This is a genomic window from Enterobacter sp. UPMP2060 (assembly GCF_053709655.1).
The window spans coordinates 332689-354651 of the sequence record NZ_JBSKJQ010000002.1; the positions used below are offsets into that span (position 1 = coordinate 332689).

At 55.7% G+C, this 21963-nt stretch carries 15 protein-coding genes and 1 tRNA gene; 10 read left to right on the forward strand and 6 right to left on the reverse strand.

The features are described 5' to 3' along the window. Positions 1–93: 93 nt before the first annotated feature. Positions 94–2940 (forward strand): two-component system sensor histidine kinase RcsC, encoded by a 2847-nt coding sequence (gene rcsC, locus ACWKXN_RS07035; RefSeq protein ID WP_454543544.1) that lies wholly within the window; start codon positions 94–96, stop codon positions 2938–2940. A 90-nt stretch (positions 2941–3030) separates the two neighbouring features. Here rcsC and rcsB read toward each other — a convergent pair whose 3' ends face one another. Both rcsB and rcsD read right to left on the reverse strand, forming a co-directional pair. Then, positions 3031–3681, reverse strand: coding sequence for a response regulator transcription factor RcsB (gene rcsB / locus ACWKXN_RS07040; protein WP_003859405.1), 651 nt, complete (start codon positions 3679–3681; stop codon positions 3031–3033). A gap of 16 nt (positions 3682–3697) precedes the next feature. After that, on the reverse strand, positions 3698–6370 hold the full coding sequence (gene rcsD / locus ACWKXN_RS07045) for a phosphotransferase RcsD (RefSeq protein WP_039263201.1): 2673 nt from the start codon (positions 6368–6370) through the stop codon (positions 3698–3700). Positions 6371–7113: 743 nt separating this feature from the next. Here rcsD and ACWKXN_RS07050 point away from each other — a divergent pair. The 6 genes from ACWKXN_RS07050 (at position 7114) to mgtE (ending at position 14481) form a co-directional block, all read left to right on the forward strand. Beyond that, positions 7114–8226, forward strand: a complete 1113-nt coding sequence (locus tag ACWKXN_RS07050) for a porin OmpC (protein WP_047060579.1) — start codon at positions 7114–7116, stop codon at positions 8224–8226. A 114-nt stretch (positions 8227–8340) separates the two neighbouring features. Beyond that, on the forward strand, positions 8341–9396 hold the full coding sequence (apbE, locus tag ACWKXN_RS07055) for an FAD:protein FMN transferase ApbE (RefSeq protein WP_047060576.1): 1056 nt from the start codon (positions 8341–8343) through the stop codon (positions 9394–9396). A gap of 72 nt (positions 9397–9468) precedes the next feature. Next, positions 9469–10527: a bifunctional DNA-binding transcriptional regulator/O6-methylguanine-DNA methyltransferase Ada gene (gene ada, locus ACWKXN_RS07060; RefSeq protein WP_454543545.1), complete on the forward strand. Its 1059-nt coding sequence runs from the start codon at positions 9469–9471 to the stop codon at positions 10525–10527. After that, on the forward strand, positions 10527–11183 hold the full coding sequence (gene alkB, locus ACWKXN_RS07065) for a DNA oxidative demethylase AlkB (protein WP_454543546.1): 657 nt from the start codon (positions 10527–10529) through the stop codon (positions 11181–11183). Before ada ends, alkB begins: the two co-directional genes overlap by 1 nt. Before the next feature lie 69 nt (positions 11184–11252). Then, complete coding sequence (locus tag ACWKXN_RS07070; protein WP_454543547.1) at positions 11253–12896, forward strand: multidrug ABC transporter permease/ATP-binding protein; 1644 nt, start codon at positions 11253–11255, stop codon at positions 12894–12896. Between the two features lie 148 nt (positions 12897–13044). Continuing rightward, the gene (gene mgtE / locus ACWKXN_RS07075; RefSeq protein ID WP_454543548.1) at positions 13045–14481 is read left to right on the forward strand and encodes a magnesium transporter; all 1437 of its coding nucleotides are present in this window, start codon (positions 13045–13047) and stop codon (positions 14479–14481) included. Here the strand turns inward: mgtE and ACWKXN_RS07080 are convergent. Then, positions 14444–15733, reverse strand: a complete 1290-nt coding sequence (locus ACWKXN_RS07080; protein WP_454543549.1) for a SulP family inorganic anion transporter — start codon at positions 15731–15733, stop codon at positions 14444–14446. The two genes, mgtE and ACWKXN_RS07080, sit on opposite strands and share 38 nt — an antisense overlap. A 187-nt stretch (positions 15734–15920) precedes the next feature. Here ACWKXN_RS07080 and mqo point away from each other — a divergent pair, with 187 nt between their 5' ends. Continuing rightward, on the forward strand, positions 15921–17570 hold the full coding sequence (gene mqo, locus ACWKXN_RS07085; RefSeq protein ID WP_032646585.1) for a malate dehydrogenase (quinone): 1650 nt from the start codon (positions 15921–15923) through the stop codon (positions 17568–17570). Between the two features lie 135 nt (positions 17571–17705). Here mqo and eco read toward each other — a convergent pair whose 3' ends face one another. After that, positions 17706–18209: a serine protease inhibitor ecotin gene (eco, locus tag ACWKXN_RS07090; RefSeq protein WP_454543550.1), complete on the reverse strand. Its 504-nt coding sequence runs from the start codon at positions 18207–18209 to the stop codon at positions 17706–17708. Positions 18210–18418: 209 nt separating this feature from the next. Between eco and ACWKXN_RS07095 the strand changes: the two genes are divergently transcribed. Next, positions 18419–18679 carry a DUF2534 family protein gene (locus ACWKXN_RS07095; protein ID WP_008500962.1) on the forward strand — a complete coding sequence of 87 codons (261 nt, stop codon included), beginning with the start codon at positions 18419–18421 and terminating at the stop codon, positions 18677–18679. A 138-nt stretch (positions 18680–18817) separates the two neighbouring features. Continuing rightward, positions 18818–20005 (forward strand): MFS transporter, encoded by a 1188-nt coding sequence (locus ACWKXN_RS07100; protein ID WP_454543551.1) that lies wholly within the window; start codon positions 18818–18820, stop codon positions 20003–20005. A gap of 36 nt (positions 20006–20041) precedes the next feature. On the opposite strand, the gene ACWKXN_RS07105 is transcribed toward ACWKXN_RS07100, so the two are convergent. After that, positions 20042–20118 (reverse strand) — tRNA-Pro (locus tag ACWKXN_RS07105). A gap of 72 nt (positions 20119–20190) precedes the next feature. Continuing rightward, entirely contained in the window at positions 20191–21951 is a 1761-nt protein-coding gene (yejM, locus tag ACWKXN_RS07110; RefSeq protein ID WP_454543552.1) for an LPS biosynthesis-modulating metalloenzyme YejM, read from the reverse strand. Positions 21952–21963: the final 12 nt, after the last annotated feature.

Here is a 21963-nt window from a genome sequence, read left to right on the forward strand (position 1 = left end):
TTTGCACAAGCAGATAAGTCAACGTTGCGACCTGGCGCGTTTACCGCTACCTTAACCACATTCTTTTGACCCCGACGGCGGAGCCTCGCCCCCTTGAAATACCTCGTCTCCTTTCGTACTACGCTGAAAGTTTCTCGCTATCTGTTTCGGGCGCTGGCGCTCTTGCTTTGGCTGCTGGTGGCCTTGTGCTCGGTGTTTTACATCGTTAACGCGCTACACCAGAAAGAAGCGGAGATCCGCCAGGAGTTTAACTTAAGCTCCGACCAGGCCCAGCGCTACATTCAGCGAACGTCTGACGTGATGAAGGAGCTGAAGTATATTGCCGAAAATCGTCTGACGGCGGAAAACGGCATCCTTGCGCTTCGCGGGCGTAACGACAAAACCGAAGTCCCGGACTTCCAGCCGCTGTTCCCGGATTCCGATTGCTCCACCATGAGCAATACCTGGCGCGGGTCGCTGGAATCCCTTGCCTGGTTTATGCGCTACTGGCGCGACAATTTCTCCGCCGCCTATGACCTGAACCGCGTATTCCTGATTGGCAGTGAAAATCTCTGCATGGCTGACTTTGGCCTGCGCGACGTGCCCGTTGAGCGTGACGATGCGCTGAAAAGCCTGCATGAACGTATTGTGAAATACCGCAATGCGCCGCAGGACGAGCGCGGGAATAACATCTTCTGGGTTAGCCAGGGCCCGCGCCCGGGCGTGGGCTATTTCTACGCCCTGACGCCGGTGTATCTGGGCAATCGCCTGCAGGCGCTGCTGGGGATTGAGCAGACCATTCGTATGGAAAACTTTTTCACTCCGGGCAGCCTGCCTATGGGGGTGACCATTCTGGATGAAAACGGCCATCAGCTGATCTCACTCGCCGGGCCGGATAACCGGTTAAACGTTGAACCTCACTGGATGCAGGAGCGGTCGTGGTTTGGCTATACCTCTGGCTTCCGCGAGCTGGTGCTGAAGAAGAGCCTGCCGCCTTCGTCGCTGAGTATTGTCTATTCGCTGCCGGTGGATATGGTGCTTGAGCGGATACGTATTCTCATCATGAATGCGATTCTGCTGAACCTGATCGCGGGCGGGGCGCTGTTTACCCTGGCGCGCATGTATGAGCGGAAAATCTTTATTCCGGCCGAAAGCGACGCCCAGCGGCTGGAGGAACACGAGCAGTTTAACCGGAAGATTGTCGCGTCGGCGCCGGTGGGGATCTGCATTCTGCGTACCCAGGACGGAACCAACATCCTGAGTAACGAGCTGGCGCATAACTACCTGAACATGCTGACGCACGAGGACCGCCAGAGGCTGACGCAAATTATCTGCGGTCAGCAGGTTAACTTTGTCGACGTGCTCACCAGCACGCACACCAACCTGCAGATCAGCTTTGTGCATTCCCGCTATCGCAATGAAAACGTGGCGATTTGCGTGCTGGTGGATGTCTCCGCGCGCGTGAAGATGGAAGAGTCGTTGCAGGAGATGGCGCAGGCCGCGGAGCAGGCCAGCCAGTCGAAATCCATGTTCCTTGCCACCGTCAGCCACGAGCTGCGAACGCCGCTGTACGGGATCATCGGTAACCTCGACCTGCTGCAGACCAAAGAGTTGCCGAAAGGGGTCGACAGGCTGGTGACGGCAATGAACAACTCCTCCAGCCTGCTGCTGAAAATCATCAGCGATATTCTCGACTTCTCTAAAATTGAGTCTGAGCAGCTGAAAATCGAACCGCGGGAGTTCTCGCCGCGCGAGGTGATGAACCACATCAGCGCCAACTATCTGCCGCTGGTGGTGCGTAAACAGCTGGGGCTCTACTGCTTTATTGAACCTGACGTGCCGCTGACGCTGCACGGCGATCCGATGCGCCTGCAGCAGGTCATTTCTAACCTGCTCAGCAACGCCATCAAATTCACCGACGTTGGCTGTATCGTGTTGCACGTCTGCCGGGCGGGGGATTACCTGAGCATTCGCGTGCGCGACACGGGTGTCGGCATCCCGGCGAAGGAAGTGGTTCGCCTGTTCGACCCGTTCTTCCAGGTCGGGACCGGCGTACAGCGTAACTTCCAGGGCACCGGACTGGGGCTGGCGATTTGTGAGAAGCTCGTCAGCATGATGGACGGCGATATCTCTGTGGATACCGAGCCCGGCATGGGCAGCCAGTTCACCATCCGTATTCCGCTCTATTCGGCGCAGTATCCGGCAAAAGCGACGGTGGACGGGCTGAGCGACAAGCGCTGCTGGCTGGCGGTGCATAACGCCTCGCTGAATGACTACCTGACGGCACTGCTTGCCCACAGCGGCGTGAGGGTGTGTCTCTATGAAGGTCAAACGCCGGATGTGGACGATGTGCTGATCGCCGACGAGATGCCGGAGCAGCCGTGGCAGGGGAGAGGGTCGGTGCTCTTCTGCCGTCGCCACATCGGCATTCCTGTCGAGCGTGCGCCCGGGGAATGGGTACACAGTGTTGCAACGCCGCACGAACTGTTGAGCCTGCTGGCGCGCATCTACAAAGTGGAGCTGGAAGAGCGCGACGGCGCGGGCGGATTGCCGTCACCGGAGTCTCTGGCGTCGGTGAATGACGATATGATGATTCTGGTGGTGGATGACCATCCGATTAACCGTCGCCTGCTGGCTGACCAGCTTGGATCGCTGGGCTACCAGTGCAAAACCGCCAATGACGGCGTGGATGCGCTGAATGTGCTGAGTAAAAATCATATTGATATCGTGCTTAGCGACGTCAACATGCCAAACATGGACGGCTACCGTCTGACGCAGCGCATCCGACAGCTTGGCCTGACGCTGCCGGTAGTGGGCGTAACGGCGAACGCGCTGGCGGAAGAGAAACAGCGTTGTCTGGAGTCAGGCATGGACAGCTGTCTGTCGAAACCGGTGACGCTGGACGTGCTGAAGCAGACGTTGTCGATTTACGCGGATCGCGTGAGAAAAACCAGAATATAAAAAAGGCCCGTAAGGGCCTTTTCGTTTTTTCACCCTCTCCCCGTGGGAGAGGGACGGGGTGAGGGCATCAGGCCGCACACCCGTCCGGGATCAATCCTTGTCCGTTGCGCTCAGCGTAACGGAGGAGAGATAGTTCAGCAGAGCAATATCGTTGTCCACGCCCAGCTTCATCATCGCTGATTTCTTCTGGCTGCTGATGGTTTTAATGCTGCGGTTCAGCTTCTTGGCAATCTCGGTTACCAGGAAACCTTCTGCGAACAGGCGCAGAACTTCACTCTCTTTCGGGGACAGGCGTTTGTCACCGTAGCCACCCGCGCTGATTTTTTCCAGCAGACGAGAGACGCTCTCAGGCGTGAACTTCTTGCCTTTCTGCAGCGCAGCGAGCGCTTTTGGCAGATCGGTCGGGGCGCCCTGTTTCAGCACAATCCCTTCGATGTCCAGATCCAACACCGCGCTCAGGATCGCCGGGTTGTTGTTCATGGTCAGAACAATGATCGAGATATCCGGGAAGTGACGCTTAATGTATTTGATGAGCGTGATCCCATCACCGTATTTGTCCCCAGGCATGGAGAGATCGGTAATGAGCACGTGCGCATCAAGCTTTGGGAGGTTATTGATCAGTGCTGTAGAGTCTTCAAATTCACCGACTACATTCACCCACTCGATCTGTTCAAGTGATTTGCGAATACCGAACAGTACAATCGGATGGTCATCGGCAATAATTACGTTCATATTGTTCATGTATAAGGCTACCTTGCTACAGCAAGCTTTTGACGTAGGCGTCAATGTCGCTGATGTATTTTTCAATGCCAGAGGCATCTTTCTCACGAATTAGATGTTCCAGCGTTTCACATAACTGCTTGCCGGGAACCAGATTAAGCATGGCAAACACCCCTTTAAGCCGGTGTGCTGTCTGTGCCAGCGCTGCAAAATCATTCGCAGCGGACTCAGTATACAACCGCTTAACATCATCTGGTACTGTATCAACAAAGAGTGAATAGTATCCGCTGGCGTGAAGCTCGGCATTTTCATTGCCGCCTAACGGTGACTCCGTTATCTCTTCCTGCGCCAGCTGCTCTTCTATTAGTTGTAGTACAGCTTCCTGCATCGCATTGCTTATATTAAAGTTGACGCGCAGCTGGCCAGGGCCGATTTTCCGCACGCCTGACTCATCATCGCTTAAAAGCAAGCCGGAGGCAGTAAGATTAGACGGATTATCAGTTAAAAACAGATCAAATTCTTGACTTGCAAGTCTTTCATCCGGCGTGATGCAGGCCGCTCCCCAGTTTTCTAACTGACGAACGACAATATTGCGGATCTCGTTCGAGGTCACGTCGACCATCACCACGACATCATCCAGCAGACGTTCCTCATCTTCTTCCTGCGGATTGGCCGCCATTTTCACGTGCAGAGAATAGCGGGTGCCGAGGGATTCACGTGCTTTGATGTTCAGGTGGCCGCCGAGCTTACGCGCCAGCTGATCGCACAGCCAGAAGGTCAGGGCATTGGCCTTGCCGTAGCGATCGCTCTGCGTGTCATTCAGGAACGGGAAGTGCAGATTATCAATTTCACTCGTTGTGACGCCTTCCCCGGTGTCCAGGATGCGGAACGTCAGACGGTCTTCTGCTGACTCCTCGGTGCTGACTTCAAGGGTGATCTTGCCGATCTGCGTGGTGGTCACGGCGTACTGAATAATCATCAGCAGAATGCGGCGCAGCGCTTCGCGATCGCCGTGGCGTTCGTCATTCGCAGGGAGATTGTTATTGATCAGCAGCTGCAGCCCTTTGCGCTTGATGACGGGCAGCACTTCCGGCACCACTTCATCGATCAAATCCTGAATGGAGAAGAGGGCTGGCGTTCCCTTCCAGAAATCATTCTCCAGCATGTTCGCCAGCTGGATCTCATCAACCATTCTGACCAGCGAATCGGCCTGGCAGGCAAGCTGGTGGCTTTCAGAGGTGTTTAACGCCGCCGCCTGGGTCGCCAGCGTTTTTAACGGCTGCTTGAAGGCATCGCCAATGTTCTGCATAAATGCGGCGCGCCCCTGCTGGTTTTTCTCATACAGCCTTTGCGCCTGCTTGAGCTTCTTATTGACCAGCACTTCGCGATCCTGGTCGCGAATAATGAAGATTTGCGTGCGGGGAGCCACCTGGCTGCGGAACTGACGGATCTCGTACAGTTCATTGTTGATGGTTGCCTGAATCACCCCCTGGTGTTGATCCGCCATGGTGGTGATGTTCTGCAGGTTAAGATGCGGCAGCAGATGGTCGGCAATTTTGTTGCTCATCACCGTACGATTCGCCTCCTGGTCGTGAACCAGGACCCCAAGCGGCAGCACGGAAACAATCTCTTCATTCAGTGCACGCAATACGCGCAGCTCATTGCTGGTGCCGGCCGGAACCGCAGAGGCGTCGCTCTGACGACCCGTCTGGAAACGGAAGGTGCTGTAGCCAAACAGGGCCAGCGCCAGCAGACCGATATTCAGCAGCAGAGGCAGCAGGATATTTTGCAGGGTGTCGAGCAACAGCGTGCCAAACGGTACCTGCCACACCAGGCGCATACCGGTCGAGTTCAGCGATGAGGCAATTTCGATTTTCGAGCCGTTAAAGGAGATCGATACGCTCTCTGCGGCCTCTTTGTCAGACGCCGCACGCATGTTCTGGGTGCTGGTGTCTGGCTCCAGGCGGAAGCTGTCGAGCGGCATGTCCGGCGGGATTAAATCATTAATCGGTAAATCGAAGGCCACTACCGTCGCCAGATGTCCGGGCTGGTTGAACGTGGTACGCAGGGTAAAATAATGGCCGTTTTGCCAGGCCAGACGACGCAGGGAAGAGAAACTCTCACGTTCATCAAGGGCGTTCGCCTGCTGCAGCATCTCTGCCCGGCGGGAATCGACGATGCTGCCCACGGTTGTCTCTTTAAAGCCGGACGAGAGATCTTTTAACGGCAGCGTTGAGATCAGGATCATGCTGTTATCCTGACCGTTCAGATAATACATCGACCACGGTACCGTTTCGGCACCCCAGAGGGTATCCAGGTAGGTCGAAATACGCTGCGTCATCTCAAGCGTCGCGCTGTCGTGAGAACCGAAAATAAGAGCCTCGGTCTTACGCTGCGGTTTTTCGAGATAATAGACATCCTGCTTAAGCCGCGTCTCCTGAAGTCCATCCCCGGATGAGGAGGTCGGGGCAGCCGCGATATTGTCGTAAATCTGCCAGGTGGCGTAGCGCCAGGTGTCTATGCGCTTGTGCACGGCGTGGGTGATATCAACGACCTGATAGCTCTTATCCTTCAGCCAGGCGTTAACCGCGCTTTGTACCATCACCCCCATGGTGACTAACAGCACAACGATCAAAAGAAGAAAGAAACGGGTGATGCTCCCTGGGAGGAGGGAGAATTTGCTCGGGGCGGTAGTTTCAGTCTGACTCATTGATATCTTTAACCCGTTATGGTCGTGCTCTGTGGCGATAGGGCAGTATAAAGGGTAATAACTGAATTTCCAGCGCGACTGTCCGGGAAGAGGCGACTTTTTCTCCGGACAATATCGGCGGCGGGGAGTGCAGAAAACATGTACAAACTCGCCATGCGCGTACAAATAATCGACCCACGCCGTCAATAAATAGCACGAATTAACAAGAAATTAAGTTTTGCACCAATTTATGGACTTCGGAGAATACCCGACGAGAATTTAGTTAATAGTCGTTACAATTACGGTGCGGTAGCACAAAAAAAGAGAAGTTACGTAAAGAAAGGTAAAAAAAAACCGAATGCGAAGCATCCGGTTCAATTAGGGATAAACAGACATTCAAAACTGAATGACGGTAATAAATAAAGTTAATGATGATAGCGAGAGTTATTTTAGAGATTAGCTGCGATCTTGTTTTGTCATTCAGTGCTGTAACGGATTTTATTGTAACTTACTGATGTTTATGGGGTGATTTTTTCGTTTGATTATAAGTGCTAATTTTCTAAGCTATTTGTGCTTTGTAAAAGTTCCTTGATATTTACATTTTGAAACATGTTGATAGATAAATGAAACATCTTCAAGGTTTTCGTATCATATTCGCATTGGATTATTCTGTAATTTTGAGGAGAATGAAATTGCCGACTGGTTAATGAGGGTTAACCAGTAAGCAGTGGCAATTATAAGGCATATAACAGAGGGTTAATAAAATGAAAGTTAAAGTACTGTCCCTCCTGGTACCAGCACTCCTGGTGGCAGGCGCAGCAAATGCGGCCGAAATTTATAACAAAGATGGCAACAAATTAGATCTGTACGGCAAGGTCGATGGTCTGCACTATTTCTCTGACGACAAGGGTGCTGACGGCGACCAGACCTACATGCGTCTTGGCTTCAAAGGCGAAACTCAGGTTAACGATCAGCTGACCGGTTACGGCCAGTGGGAATACCAGATCCAGGGCAACACCTCCGAAAGCGAAAACGATGCCTGGACGCGTGTGGCGTTCGCGGGTCTGAAATTCGGTGACGCGGGTTCTTTCGATTACGGTCGTAACTACGGCGTAATCTACGACGTAACCTCCTGGACTGACGTTCTGCCAGAATTTGGCGGCGATACCTACGGCGCAGACAACTTCCTGCAGTCCCGTGCTAACGGCGTAGCGACCTACCGTAACCAGGACTTCTTCGGTCTGGTGGATGGTCTGAACTTTGCCCTGCAGTATCAGGGTAAAAACGGCAGCGTAAGCGGTGAAAACGTAGGTGGCCGTAGCCTGCTGAAACAGAACGGCGACGGCTACGGTGCATCCGTGACCTATAACCTGGGTGAAGGTTTCAGCGTGGGCGGCGCAATGTCCTCCTCCAAACGTACCGCCGATCAGAACGGCGCAAGCGTTTACGGTCATGGCGATAACGCAGAAGTCTATTCTGGCGGCCTGAAATACGATGCCAACAACATCTATCTGGCAGCGCAGTACTCCCAGACCTACAACGCAACCCGTTTCGGTACCTCTAACGGCAGCAGCCCGACTACCGCTTACGGCTTCGCTAACAAAGCGCAGAACTTCGAAGTGGTTGCTCAGTACCAGTTCGACTTCGGCCTGCGTCCATCCGTGGCTTACCTGCAGTCTAAAGGGAAAGACATCGAAGGTTACGGCGATCAGGATCTGCTGAAATATGTTGATGTTGGTGCGACTTACTACTTCAACAAAAACATGTCCACCTACGTGGATTACAAAATCAACCTGGTTGATGAAAATGAATTCACCCGTCAGGCGGGTATCGGTACTGACGATATCGTCGCGCTGGGCCTGGTTTACCAGTTCTAATCGCTTCATCGTGTGACGTAAGGGGCCTGATGGCCCCTTTTTTGTGCTTCCCGGATTCTCACAACTCACCCGTTTTGGTGTACTCTTGCCGCCCTGGCATGAGGATAATAATGAATGGACATGACTTTTTTACGCGCCAGCTTTCTGGCTATGCTTTTTTTCCTGACCGCGTGTAACGATCCCACTCCCGTGGCGAAAACCGACGCACCCGCCGCGACGGTGCTCGAAGGCAAAACGATGGGCACCTTCTGGCGCGTCAGCGTGATGAACCTCGATAAAACGCGCACAGATGAACTTCGCGGCAAAATCCAGTCTCAGCTGGATGCCGACGATCAGCTGCTCTCAACCTATAAAAATGATTCGGCGTTGATGCGCTTTAATCTCTCCACCAGTACCTCCCTGTGGCCGGTGAGCGAAGCGATGGCCGATATCGTGACCGAGTCCATACGCGTGGGTTACAAAACCAACGGGGCGATGGATGTGACCGTCGGACCTCTGGTGAACCTCTGGGGATTTGGCCCTAACAAACAGCCGGTGACCACGCCTGAACAGGCGGCCATTGATGACGCCCGCGCCCGGACAGGGCTGCAGCATCTGACGGTGATCAATCAGTACGGGCAACAGTACCTGCAAAAAGATATCCCCGATCTGTTTGTCGATCTGTCGACGGTTGGGGAAGGCTATGCGGCGGATCATCTTGCTGCGCTGATGGCCCAGGAAGGCATTTCCCGCTATCTGGTCTCCGTGGGCGGCGCGTTAGTCAGCCGGGGGATGAACGCCAGCGATAAGCCGTGGCGCGTAGCGATTCAAAAACCGACCGATCGGCAAAATGCCGTGCAGGCGATAGTGGATATCAACGGTCACGGCATCAGTACTTCCGGAAGCTACCGTAACTATTACGAGCTTGACGGGAAGCGTATTTCGCATGTTATCGATCCGCAGACCGGCCGTCCCATCACGCATAATCTGGTCTCGGTGACGGTCATTGCCCCCACCGCGCTGGAAGCGGATGCCTGGGATACCGGATTAATGGTTCTCGGCCCGGAAAAAGCCAAAGAGGTGGTTCGCCAGGAAGGACTGGCGGTTTATATGATCACCAAAGAGGGCGACGGGTTCAAAACCTGGAGCTCGCCGCAGTTCAAGAGTTTCCTGGTGCACGACAAAAATTAAAAAGCAAGGTTGCGGGTTTTTTATCACTGGCGCTCAGGCACGCTCTATGTATGCTTACATGAGGAGCCGATAATGAGAAACCCGACCTTTATTACCGATGAGGATCGCTGGCAGGCCGTGCTGGCCCGCGATCCGCGCGCTGACGAGCGGTTTGTCTTCGCCGTGCAGACGACGGGAATTTTCTGCCGTCCGTCATGCCGCGCCCGCCACGCGCTGCGTAAAAACGTCCGCTTTTATCCCGATGCCCACCATGCCGTACAGGCAGGGTTTCGCCCGTGCAAGCGCTGCATGCCGGACAAACGCGATCCGCAGGAGCAGAAGCTGGCAAAAGTGGAACACGCCTGTCGTCTTCTGGAGCAGGATCCCACGCTAACCCTTGAGGGGCTGGCGCAGCAGGTCGCCATGAGTCCTTTCCATTTCCACCGTCTGTTTAAGTCCGTGACCGGCATGACGCCAAAAGCCTGGCAGCAGGCGGCGCGAGGCCAGCGCCTGCGCACCGCGCTTGCACAGGGTGACAAAATTACCGACGCCGTGCTGGCGGCGGGGTTTCCCGACAGCAGCAGCTATTATCGTAAAGCCAACGATGCGCTGGGCATGACGGCAAAGCAGTACCGCAAAGGGGATATGGCGGTGCGTTATGCCATCAGCGACTGTTCGTTAGGACGCTGTCTGGTGGCAGAAAGCGAGCGGGGGATCTGCGCGATCCTGCTGGGTGACAGCGATGAAGAATTAGCCGAAGAACTTGCCGCGCAATTTCCAAAAGCAGCACATGCGCCGCTGGAAGAGGATTTCGCGCAGCGGGTCCAGCAGGTGATTGCCAGTATTGATAATCGCGACGTACCGCTTGCGCTGCCGCTGGATATTCGCGGAACCGCGTTCCAGCAGCGCGTCTGGCAGGCCCTTCGCAACATTCCCTGCGGCGAAACGGCAAGTTACCGGCAGGTGGCGCAGGCGATTGGCCAGCCCAGTGCGGTACGCGCCGTTGCCGGAGCCTGTGCGGCAAACACGCTGGCGATTGTGATCCCCTGTCATCGCGTGGTTCGTAACGACGGCGCGCTGTCGGGTTACCGTTGGGGGATGGCGCGAAAAGCGCTATTACTGAAACGCGAGGCGAAACGCCAGGAGGGATAATGCTCGATCTTTTTGCGGATGCTGAACCCTGGCAGGAGCCGCTTGCGCCGGGAGCTGTGATCCTGCGCCGCTTTGCGCTCTCCCGTGCGGCGGCGCTGCTGGCCGGTATCGACGAGGTGACGGCGGTTTCGGCGTTTCGCCATATGGTGACGCCGGGCGGCTACACCATGTCGGTAGCCATGGCCAACTGCGGGGAACTGGGCTGGGCGACGAACGAGCGGGGCTATCTGTATGCCCCTAACGATCCCGCTACCGGCCAGCCGTGGCCCCCGATGCCCGCGGTTTTTCAGGCTCTCTGCCACGAGGCCGCCGTAGCAGCGCAGTATCCTGACTTCCGGCCGGATGCCTGCCTGATCAACCGCTACGCCGTTGGCGCGAAGCTCTCGCTGCATCAGGACAAGGATGAACCCGATCTGCGCGCGCCTATCGTCTCGGTATCGTTAGGTTTGCCTGCCGTCTTCCAGTTTGGGGGATTACGCCGCAACGACCCGCTCAAGCGCATCATGCTGGAACATGGCGATGTGGTGGTATGGGGCAGGGAGTCGCGGCTGTATTATCACGGCATTCAGCCGCTGAAACCCGGGGTTCACCCGCTCACGGGCGAGTACCGTTATAACCTGACCTTTCGTCAGGCGGGGCACAGTAAACTAAAATAAGAATTATTCTTGATGTACACGCAGGGCAGTTTACACTGCTGGCTGATTTTTATTGTCCGGATTGCCTGAATGCAACTACTTCTCCTCGTCTGGCGTCAGTATCGCTGGCCCTTCATCGCAGTAATGGCGTTAAGCCTCGCCAGCGCCGCGCTGGGTATTGGCCTGATCGCGTTTATTAACGTGCGGTTGATTGAAATGGTCGATACCTCGCTCTCCGTTCTGCCGGAGTTTCTCGGCCTGCTGCTCCTGTTGATGGCGGTTACGCTCGGTTCCCAGCTGGCGCTGACCGCGCTCGGGCACCATTTCGTATTCCGTTTGCGCAGTGAGTTTATCAAGCGGATCCTCGATACTCAGGTTGAGCGCGTTGAGCAGCTCGGCAGCGCATCCTTGCTGGCGGGGCTGACCAGCGACGTGCGCGCCATCACCATCGCGTTCGTTCGGCTGCCGGAGCTGGTGCAGGGGATCGTTCTGACCTTTGGCTCGGCTGCCTATCTCGCCTGGCTCTCCAGCAAAATGCTGGCGGTGACCGCCCTGTGGATTGCCATTACAATCTGGGGCGGCTTTATGCTGGTGTCGCGCGTCTATAAACACATGGCGGTGCTGCGCGAAACCGAAGATAAGCTCTACAACGATTACCAGACGGTGCTGGAAGGGCGCAAAGAGCTCACCCTGAACCGCGAGCGCGCCGAGCATATCTTTAATCATCTCTATATCCCGGACGCGCGCGAATACCGTCATCATATTATTCGCGCCGATACCTTCCACCTGAGCGCGGTGAACTGGTCAAACATCATGATGCTGGGTGCCATTGGCCTGGTATTCTGGATGGCGAACGGCCTGGGCTGGGCTGACACCAACGTAGCGGCAACCTACTCGCTGACGCTGCTGTTTTTACGCACGCCGCTGCTCTCGGCGGTCGGTGCGCTGCCAACCTTGCTGAGTGCGCAGGTGGCCTTTAATAAGCTCAAAAAATTCGATCTCGCGCCGTTTAAAGCCGAATTCCCGCGCCCGCAGGCCTTCCCTAACTGGCAGACGCTGGAGCTGCGTAACGTCACGTTCCGCTATCAGGACAGCGCCTTCTCCGTGGGGCCGGTCAACCTGACGATCCGCCGCGGTGAACTGCTGTTCCTCATCGGCGGCAACGGCAGCGGTAAATCTACGCTGGCGATGTTGCTGACTGGACTCTATCAGCCGCAGTCGGGCGAGATTTTGCTGGATGGCAGGGCGCTGAGCGCGGAGAAGCCCGAGGATTACCGCAAGCTTTTCTCGGCGGTGTTCACCGACGTCTGGCTGTTTGACCAACTGCTGGGGCCGGAAGGGCAACCGGCCAATCCTGCGCTGGTGGAAAAATGGCTGGCGCAGCTGCAGATGTCGCACAAGCTGGAGTTACAGGACGGGAAGATCCTCAACCTGAAGCTTTCCAAAGGGCAGAAAAAGCGCGTGGCGCTGCTGCTGGCGCTGGCGGAAGAGCGTGACATCATCCTGCTGGACGAGTGGGCTGCGGATCAGGACCCGCATTTCCGCCGCGAGTTTTATCAGGTGCTGTTGCCGCTGATGCAGGAGATGGGCAAAACCATTTTCGCCATCAGCCACGACGATCACTACTTCATTCATGCTGACCGCCTGCTGGAGATGCGTGACGGCAAGCTGAGCGAGCTGACCGGTGAAGAGCGCGATGCGGCATCGCGTGACGCGGTAGCGCGCACGGCCTGATGCCCTTACCCTGGCCCTCTCCCACAGGGAGAGGGGATAAATCGTGGCCGCGATGCCGCTTTTTTCTCCATCCCGCCGCGTTGTTTATTCTTATTTACATATCCCCGCGCTATGCTTAACCCCAACTCATTTAATGGATTTATGATTGATGTCGGTATTAAAGAAAAACAGCGCCAGACAGCGTGACCAGGAGCGCGCGCGACTCATCTGGCTTCTCACGACCGATAAAGCGGTCACTTCTACGCTTTTAGGCAAACTCACCCTGGCTGAGCAATATGATGTCGGCACCCTGGCCGACGATATTGCTGAGGTAGGTGCGCTGGTTGCTCATTTACCCCCGCCGGATCTGGCGGATACCCTTGAAGCGCTTCCCTCGGAAGAACGTCACGCCCTGTGGCGTCTGGTGCAGGATCACGAGCGCGGGCAGGTGCTGCTTGAGGCCTCCGAAAACGTCTGGGACGACCTGATCGACGAGATGAGCGACCGGGATATTCTCGACGCTCTGCAAACCCTGGATATCGACGAGCAGATTTACCTCGTTCAGCACCTGCCGCGAAACCTGACCGGCCGCCTGCTGGCGTCGCTGCCTGCCGATGAACGCGCGCGCGTGCGCCAGGTGATGCACTACGAGAAAAACAGCGTCGGCGCGATCATGGAGTTCGGCGTTATCACGGTGCGACCGGACGTGACGCTCGGTACCGTGCAGCGCTATCTGCGTCGCCTGGGCAGGATGCCGGACAACACCGATAAACTGTTTGTTACTTCCCGGGATAAAACCCTGCTTGGCGAGCTGGAGCTGAAAACCATCCTGCTCAACAGCACCCAGCGGAAGGTGAGCGAGGTGATGGAAAACGAGCCGATGGTCTTCTCCCCGGAAGACGACGCGGAGAAAGCGGCGCGTACCTTCGAGCGTGACGACCTGGTGAGTGCCGCCGTCGTGGATTCAGTCGGCAAACTGATGGGGCGTCTGACCATCGATGAGATCGTTGATGTGGTCTATGAAGAAACCGACAACGACCTGCGCGCGCTCGGGGGGATCAGCGCCGAAGATGACGTCCATGCCTCCGTCGGCAAGGCGGTGAAAACGCGCTGGGCGTGGCTGGCCATTAACCTGTGTACCGCGTTTATCGCCTCCCGCGTGATCGACGGTTTTGAACACACCATTTCTCAGCTGGTGGCGCTGGCCTCGCTGATGCCGATTGTGGCCGGAATCGGCGGCAACACCGGAAACCAGACCATCACCATGATCGTCCGCGCCCTGGCGCTGGAAAACATTCAGCCCGGTAACTTCGCCTTTCTGATCTTCAGGGAGATGGGCGTGGCGCTGATCAACGGCCTGGTGTGGGGCGGGATTATGGGCGGCATCACCTGGTGGCTGTACGACGATATGGCCCTGGGCGGCGTGATGATGCTGGCGATGGTGCTGAACCTGCTGGTGGCATCAATGATGGGGGTCATTATCCCGCTGACGATGACCAAACTGGGGCGCGACCCCGCGGTGGGGTCGAGCGTGATGATCACCGCCATCACCGATACCGGCGGTTTCTTTATTTTTCTTGGGCTGGCGACGTTTTTTCTTCTGTAGCCCGACGCTTAATGCGGGCGGGGAAGAGTGCCATGACGATAATCCCGCCCAGCACGCCAATCGCCAGATTGCCGGTTGATACCGTGGCGGCAACGGTGACCAGCATGACGACCGTTTCTGCTATCGGGGCCGTTTTCACCGTGGCTGGCTGAAGGCTGTGCCAGCTGAAGGTTTTGACGGCGACAATCGCCATAATACCTGCCAGCACCGCCATCGGGATGTTGGCCATCACGTCGCTGAGCGCCGTCACCAGGATCAGCAGCACAATGCCCGCCGCAAAGGTTGAAATGCGGCTTCGACCTTTCCCCATCTCCACGTTGACGATGGTTTGACCGATCATCGCGCAGCCTGCAATCCCGCCATAAAATCCGGCCAGAATATTGCCGACGCCTAGTCCAATGCTTTCGCGGCGTTTACCTGACGGTGTCGAGGTCAGCTCATCCACCAGCTTTGCCGTCAGCAGGGATTCCAGCAGGCCGACAAACGCGATGCTCAGCGCGCACGGCCAGATAATGCTCAGCGTCTGCACATTGAGCGGGACCAGCAGCTCGGTAAGACCCGGCAAACCGCCGCTCATGGAGCCTTCATCGCCCACGGTCGGCAGGGTTTGACCGGTTGAAACGGTGAACAAGGTAAGCACAACAATCGCAATCAGCGGGGAAGGGATGCTTTTGATATAGCGCGGCACCCACAGCACAATCAGTAGCGTCAGGACGAACAGGCCCACAATCAGCGGGCTTCGGCTCCAGAAATGCGGCACCTGAGCGAAGAAGATCAAAATGCCCAGGGCGTTAACAAATCCGGTCATGACCGACTGGGGTATAAAGCGCATCAGCCTTGCCATGCCCAGCACGCCAAACAGAATCTGAATCACGCCCGCCATCAGCACGGCGGGAAGAATGTACTGTACGCCGTGCTGATGCACCATCGGGCCAATGACCAGCGCCACGGACCCGGCCGCTGCCGTGACCATCGCCGGACGGCCCCCGAGTACAGACAGGGCAAGACACAGCACCACGGAGGCGATCAGGCTGACCTTCGGGTCAACACCCGCCACCACCGAAAATGAGATAACCTCGGGGATCAGCGCCAGGGCGGTAATCACGCCTGCCAGCGTTTCACGCGTCAGCCGCTTTGGGGAACGCAGCACGTTGGCTACGCGGTCTTCGGGGGATACAGCAGAATTGGGTAGGGACATAACAGTTCGCTGGTTAGGGCAGGCTTCCGTGCGCGCGATCGCAAAACGCAACATACTATCCAGTAAAACCGCGCTTTACCAGACGCATCGATAATTCCTCACAAACAATCCATCATTAAATTTCACAATTACAATAATTTCGTAACCTTTAAACAATATTTAAAAGTTGTTACCGTGCCCCCGCAGCTTTTTTCACCTGCAATTTCCACGCATCAAGCACTTTTACACTAAGGCATAAATTATGAAAAAAATGACTGCCATGCTCTTTTCTCTGGCCGTGGGGCTTAACACCGTCTCCATGGCGGCGAAAGCTGACGCACCAAAAGAGCAGGAAACGGACGTCCTTTTAATTGGTGGCGGTATCATGAGCGCCACGCTGGGAACCTATCTGCAAGAACTGCAGCCGGACTGGTCTATGACCATGGTCGAGCGCCTTGATGGCGTGGCGCAGGAGAGTTCAAACGGATGGAATAACGCCGGTACCGGCCATTCGGCACTCATGGAACTGAACTATACGCCGCAGAAAAAGGACGGTTCCATTAGTATCGAGAAGGCGGTAGAGATCAACGAAGCATTCCAGGTTTCTCGCCAGTTCTGGTCTCATCAGGTCAACAGCGGCGTGATGCACGACCCGCACTCCTTCATCAACACCGTGCCGCACATGAGCTTTGTGTGGGGTGAGCAGAACGTTAACTTCCTGCGCGCGCGCTACGCCGCTCTGCAGCAGAGCACGCTGTTCCGCGGGATGAAATACTCTGAAGACCACGCGCAGATTAAAGAGTGGGCTCCGCTGGTCATGGAAGGTCGTGACCCGAACCAGAAAGTGGCGGCAACCCGTACCGAAATTGGTACCGACGTTAACTACGGCGAAATTACCCGTCAGCTGGTGACGTCTCTGAAGAAAAAAGAGAACTTCAACCTGCAGCTCAGCACCGAAGTGCGCGGTTTCAAGCGCAACGCGGATAACAGCTGGAGCGTGACCGTCGCCGATCTGAAAAACAACGAAGCCGAGCACGTCATCAAGGCGAAGTTTGTCTTTATCGGTGCGGGCGGCGCGGCGCTGAAGCTGCTGCAGGAGTCCGGTATTCCGGAAGCGGACGACTACGCGGGCTTCCCGGTGGGCGGCCAGTTCCTGGTGTCCGATAACCCGGAAGTGGTGAATCGTCATCTGGCAAAAGTGTACGGCCAGGCTTCTGTTGGCGCACCGCCGATGTCTGTTCCGCATATCGACACCCGTATGCTTGACGGCAAACGCGTGGTGCTGTTTGGGCCGTTCGCGACCTTCTCCACCAAGTTCCTGAAAAATGGCTCCCTGTGGGATCTGCTCAGCGCCACGACCACCTCTAACGTCAAGCCGATGATGGACGTGGGTCTGGATAACTTCGACCTGGTGAAATACCTGATTAGCCAGGTGATGCTCTCTGACGACGACCGTTTCGAGGCGCTGAAAGAGTACTATCCGCAGGCGAAAAAAGAAGACTGGCGTCTGTGGCAGGCGGGTCAGCGCGTACAGATCATCAAGCGCGATCCGAAAGAGGGTGGCGTGCTGCGTCTGGGTACCGAAGTGGTAAGCGATAAGGATGGCACCATCGCCGCGCTGCTGGGTGCGTCGCCGGGCGCGTCTACCGCTGCGCCAATCATGCTGCACCTGATGGAAAAAGTGTTTAAAGACAAAGTCGCCAGCCCGGAATGGCAGGCGAAGCTGAAAACCATTATTCCATCCTACGGCACGAAGCTGAACGGCAACGTGAGCGCGACGGAGCAGGAGCTGGAATACACCAGCCGCGTACTGCAGCTGCAGTACATCAAGCCACAGGCTGCGGATGCGGCGCCAAAAGCGGAGCTGAAGCCTCAGCCGGAAAACAAACCGGTTGCGGATATCGCGCTGTAAGATAAAAGCAAAACGGTAACATCCGTTACCGTTTTTAGTGTTTTCTCCCTCTCCCAGTGGGAGAGGGGTGGGGTGAGGGCGCCAGAGCGCACCCTTTCCGGGTCGGGTAAGGCGAAGCCGCCACCCGACTTATTTTTAACGTACTACGGCTTGTCCGATGTTCTCATCAGCCTTCCAGATGCGATACTTCACTTCCACGTTTTCAGGCGTATAGACCACGATCGGCAGCTTGCTGTTGTAGCGCAACAGACTGTTGTCGCCCAGATACGCCGTTACAAATTTCTTCTCTTTCTTGCCGTCCGGGCAGGCCATCATGGTGGAAACCGGAGAGGTCACTTTGTCAAAGACGTAATAGTCGTAACCCCAGCCTTCCAGGGTTTTGCTTTCCAGCTGACCGCCCAGACGGTGCTGGTTGCAGTCCACTTCCAGCGTCTTGCCAATTAACAGCTCCACTTTAAAGTTCGCTTCATCCTGCTGAACCGGCAGCTGAATCACCTGACGCTTCATCCCTTTGTCTGACTGCGGGTACGGAGCCACTTTTTCCAGCGGCTGCTGTTTTGGGGTTTCGCTGGCGAAAGCGCTGCTGCTGACGCACGCGGCGGCGATGAGGGCGATGGCAAATTTAGGTGCGTTTTTCATTGTCATTCCTTTATGTCAAAACGATCTTGCGCAGGTTAACATAACAACGATGAATGATTGGTGTTATTTACTTACATTTTCACTATGGGTAGCGTTATGCGCTTTTAATTTACCTGTTTAGTGGTTGTTTATGCTGGTGTGGAGTCAGGTGCCAGTTCGTGTTATTTTAGACCCTATATATTGTTATTCATCTGTAAAAGGGAAGAGAGATGGTTCGTGCAAAACTGAAAACGCCTGAAGGCCGCAAGTTCCTCCTGGCGCTGCTGGTCGTATTTATGATTGCCGCCGCGTGCGTGGGGCGGGCAACCATTGTTGGCGTTATCGAACAATACAATATCCCCCTCTCAGCCTGGACAACTAGCATGTATGTCCTGCAGTCGGCGATGATCTTCGTCTACAGCCTCGTGTTCACCGTTCTGCTGGCCATCCCGCTGGGCATTTTCTTCCTGGGCGGACGTGAGAAGCATTAAGCGTCGACCTGCGATAACTAAGCCATCCTGCCGGATGGCTTTTTTTATGGTCTCATCCCACTCTCCTCAGGTTTTTTTAATCCGCGATATCCTATCCTGTAAGCATTCAGGCAACTGTTTTTAAAGCAGGAGCGGTAGATGCGTTCCAGATTTCCAGTGCTCAGCCAGATCCCCAAAGGCGTCTGGGTTGTAGGAGGCGTCAGTATGTTGATGGATATCTCGTCAGAGAGTATTCACAGCCTGCTGCCACTTTTTATGATGACCACCCTCGGTACGAGCGTGCTGTTTATCGGCCTGATTGAAGGGCTGGCGGAGGCCACCGCGCTTTTTATTAAGGTCTTTTCGGGGGCGATAAGCGACTACCTGGGTCAACGTAAGGGGCTGGCCCTGCTAGGGTATGGCCTGGGGGCGTTAAGCAAACCCCTTTTCGCATTAGCGTCCTCTTCCGGGATGGTTTTAGGCGCACGTCTGATAGATCGTACGGGGAAGGGGATACGGGGCGCACCGCGGGATGCACTGGTTGCAGACGTCACGCCGCCGGAAATGCGTGGTGCGGCATATGGTCTGCGTCAGTCAATGGATACCACAGGCGCATTTCTTGGCCCATTACTGGCCGTAAGCTTAATGCTATTGCTGGACAACGACTTTCGCACTGTTTTCTGGATAGCCCTTATCCCCGGTCTGCTTTCAGTTGCCTTGCTCTATTTTGGCCTTCAGGAGCCGAAAACTCCCCTCGAACATAAACGTACTAATCCCATTAAACGAGAGAATTTAAGGCGGCTGGGTAAAGCGTGCTGGTGGGTGATTGGCCTTGGTGCAGTGTTCACGCTTGCCCGGTTTAGCGAGGCTTTTCTCGTCCTTCGTGCGCAGCAGTCGGGCGTTCCTCTGGCCCTTATTCCGCTGGTGATGGTGGTCATGAACGTACTCTATTCCCTTTCCGCATACCCTTTTGGCAAACTTTCTGATGGCATGAGCCACACCCGGCTTCTGCAGTGGGGGCTAATGGTGCTGATTGGTGCAGATGTTGTTCTGGCGCTGAGCAGCCACTGGATGGGGGTCATTTTAGGCGTCGCGCTTTGGGGAATACATATGGGTATGACCCAGGGACTACTGGCGGCAATGATCGCTAAAACCGCACCGCCCGATCTGCGCGGTACGGCTTTCGGTATTTTTAGTCTGGTCAGCGGCTTAGGATTGTTAATCGCCAGCGTGGGAGCCGGCGCGATATGGGAAACGTTTGGCGCGGAATATACGTTTTATGCCGGAGCGGTGATTTGTCTGACTACGCTTGTGTATCTGCGCAAAACGCCGGACGAGGCGAAATAAAAAAACCAGCCATCAGGCTGGTTTTCAATATGTTTTTGGTCGGCACGAGAGGATTTGAACCTCCGACCCCCGACACCCCATGACGGTGCGCTACCAGGCTGCGCTACGTGCCGACGCATAAAAAGAATACTACTCGATTCCGTTTTGAATGCAAGGGAATCTGTCGCTAACTGGTTTATTATTAATCAGTTAGCGATGAAGCGCTTCTCATCCGTCAGGACCTGCAGCAGCAGGCTCAGCTGCGGTTTCTGGTTTTTCAACCGTTCGCCCTGCAGATTATACGTCTGATAATTCCCGTTGCTGTTCAGCACCAGCGTCAGCTTCGGCGTGGTCACCACCAGCGTATTATTCCCCGCCGCCGTCACCCAGCTGTGGCGGCGCGCGGCGCTGAAGAGATCCTGCCCCTGCGAATACTCGTTTGCTGGCGTGCTGACGTGCAGCAGGCGTTGCATCAGGGTGGTCATCACATCTTTATGCTCGGTGAGCATATTGATGCGCTGCGCCGGGGTGCCTGGCCAGTGGATCACCAGCGGAACCTGCAGATTCGGGCGAGACCAGCTCATACTCTTCGTCTCGTCACCTAGCGGGATGCCATGGCCCGCGGTCACGATCACCACGGTATTGTCCAGCTTGCCCGACTCGCGAAGCGCGTCAAGCACGCGGCCTATCTGCGCATCAACATCGCCAGCCGCGCGACCGTAGCGGCGCGCAAAGTCACTCTTATTGCTGTTGGCAAGCGTTGTGCCGTTAAAGGCAACCCATGAGAACCAGCGGTTATCTTCCTGGGCGTAGCGCTGCAGCCAGTTTATCCACTGGCTGGCGGTCTGCGCGTCGGACTGATTTTGTGCCGTCGGCAGTGAGAAATCGGACAGCAGCGCCTGGCGGTAGAGCGGGCTGTTAAAGCTATCGGAGGAGAACAACCCTAGCTGATAGCCTTGCTGATTCAGCCCGGTGATCAGCGCCGCAGGCGTGCGGGTAGACAGTACGCCGTCCATGTAGCCGGCTGAAATGCCATAGAAGAGGCCAAAGATGCCCGCATCGGTTGTGTTACCGGAGCTCATATGCTGAGTAAACGAGACGTTCTGACTCGCGAAAGCGGCCAGCGCAGGCATCTGCTTCTCGAAACGAGAATAGTTCAGGCCATCGACGGTGATCAGCAGGACGTTTTGCCCGCGCCCCATATCGCGGTAGTTCAGGTCGCTCAGAGGATACTGAACGCTGACAGCTTCCGGGTTGCCCTGCTCGATAAGACGGCGCTGGTACTCTTGCGCATCAAGCAGACCGTGTTTCTCGAGGAAGCGACGGGCCGTCATCGGGTACGAGAGCGGCAGGTTCGCGCGCTGCATGGTAATCGGGCGATAGAAGTTCGCATCCGCCCAGATATACATGATGTGCGAACTGATAAAGGAGACGAAAAAGAGCGCGGCGACGGGCTTCGCATAATGGCGTCGCCGGGTCAGACTGCGGAGCTTTTGCCAGCTCCAGGTGGCGAACAGCATCTCAATCAGCAGGATCACCGGGACGCTGATAAACATCAGCTGCCAGTCACGGGCCGTTTCGTTCTGGTCGGGGTTAATCACCAGTTCCCAGACGATGGGGTTGAGGTGCAGGTGGAAGCGGGTGAACACTTCACTGTCGATAAGCAGCAGCGTCATCCCCACCGTCGCAAGGATGGCGGACAAGAACCGCATCAGACGCTGCGACATGACGATAAACGTCAGGGGGAACAGGATCAGCAGATAGGTGGCGAAAACCAAAAAGCTAAAGTGACCGACAACGCTTATCCAGGAGTAGATACGCCCGGTTAGCGTTGTTGGCCAGTCTGCGACAAACAGATAACGACAGCCAATGACCGTCGCCAGCAGAATGTTGAACAGGGCAAACCAGTGCCCCCAGCTGACCATCTGGGAGACTTTTTCACGGTAGCGCTGACGATTCGTCACCATAAACTGTTGTTC

Coding starts and splice junctions, on each gene's coding strand:
- rcsB (WP_003859405.1), bottom strand. CDS start 3,681: ATGAACAATATGAACGTAATTATTGCCGATGACCATCCGATTGTACTG.
- rcsD (WP_039263201.1), bottom strand. CDS start 6,370: ATGAGTCAGACTGAAACTACCGCCCCGAGCAAATTCTCCCTCCTCCCA.
- ACWKXN_RS07050 (WP_047060579.1), top strand. CDS start 7,114: ATGAAAGTTAAAGTACTGTCCCTCCTGGTACCAGCACTCCTGGTGGCA.
- apbE (WP_047060576.1), top strand. CDS start 8,341: ATGGACATGACTTTTTTACGCGCCAGCTTTCTGGCTATGCTTTTTTTC.
- ada (WP_454543545.1), top strand. CDS start 9,469: ATGAGAAACCCGACCTTTATTACCGATGAGGATCGCTGGCAGGCCGTG.
- alkB (WP_454543546.1), top strand. CDS start 10,527: ATGCTCGATCTTTTTGCGGATGCTGAACCCTGGCAGGAGCCGCTTGCG.
- ACWKXN_RS07070 (WP_454543547.1), top strand. CDS start 11,253: ATGCAACTACTTCTCCTCGTCTGGCGTCAGTATCGCTGGCCCTTCATC.
- mgtE (WP_454543548.1), top strand. CDS start 13,045: ATGTCGGTATTAAAGAAAAACAGCGCCAGACAGCGTGACCAGGAGCGC.
- ACWKXN_RS07080 (WP_454543549.1), bottom strand. CDS start 15,733: ATGTTGCGTTTTGCGATCGCGCGCACGGAAGCCTGCCCTAACCAGCGA.
- mqo (WP_032646585.1), top strand. CDS start 15,921: ATGAAAAAAATGACTGCCATGCTCTTTTCTCTGGCCGTGGGGCTTAAC.
- eco (WP_454543550.1), bottom strand. CDS start 18,209: ATGAAAAACGCACCTAAATTTGCCATCGCCCTCATCGCCGCCGCGTGC.
- ACWKXN_RS07095 (WP_008500962.1), top strand. CDS start 18,419: ATGGTTCGTGCAAAACTGAAAACGCCTGAAGGCCGCAAGTTCCTCCTG.
- ACWKXN_RS07100 (WP_454543551.1), top strand. CDS start 18,818: ATGCGTTCCAGATTTCCAGTGCTCAGCCAGATCCCCAAAGGCGTCTGG.
- yejM (WP_454543552.1), bottom strand. CDS start 21,951: ATGGTGACGAATCGTCAGCGCTACCGTGAAAAAGTCTCCCAGATGGTC.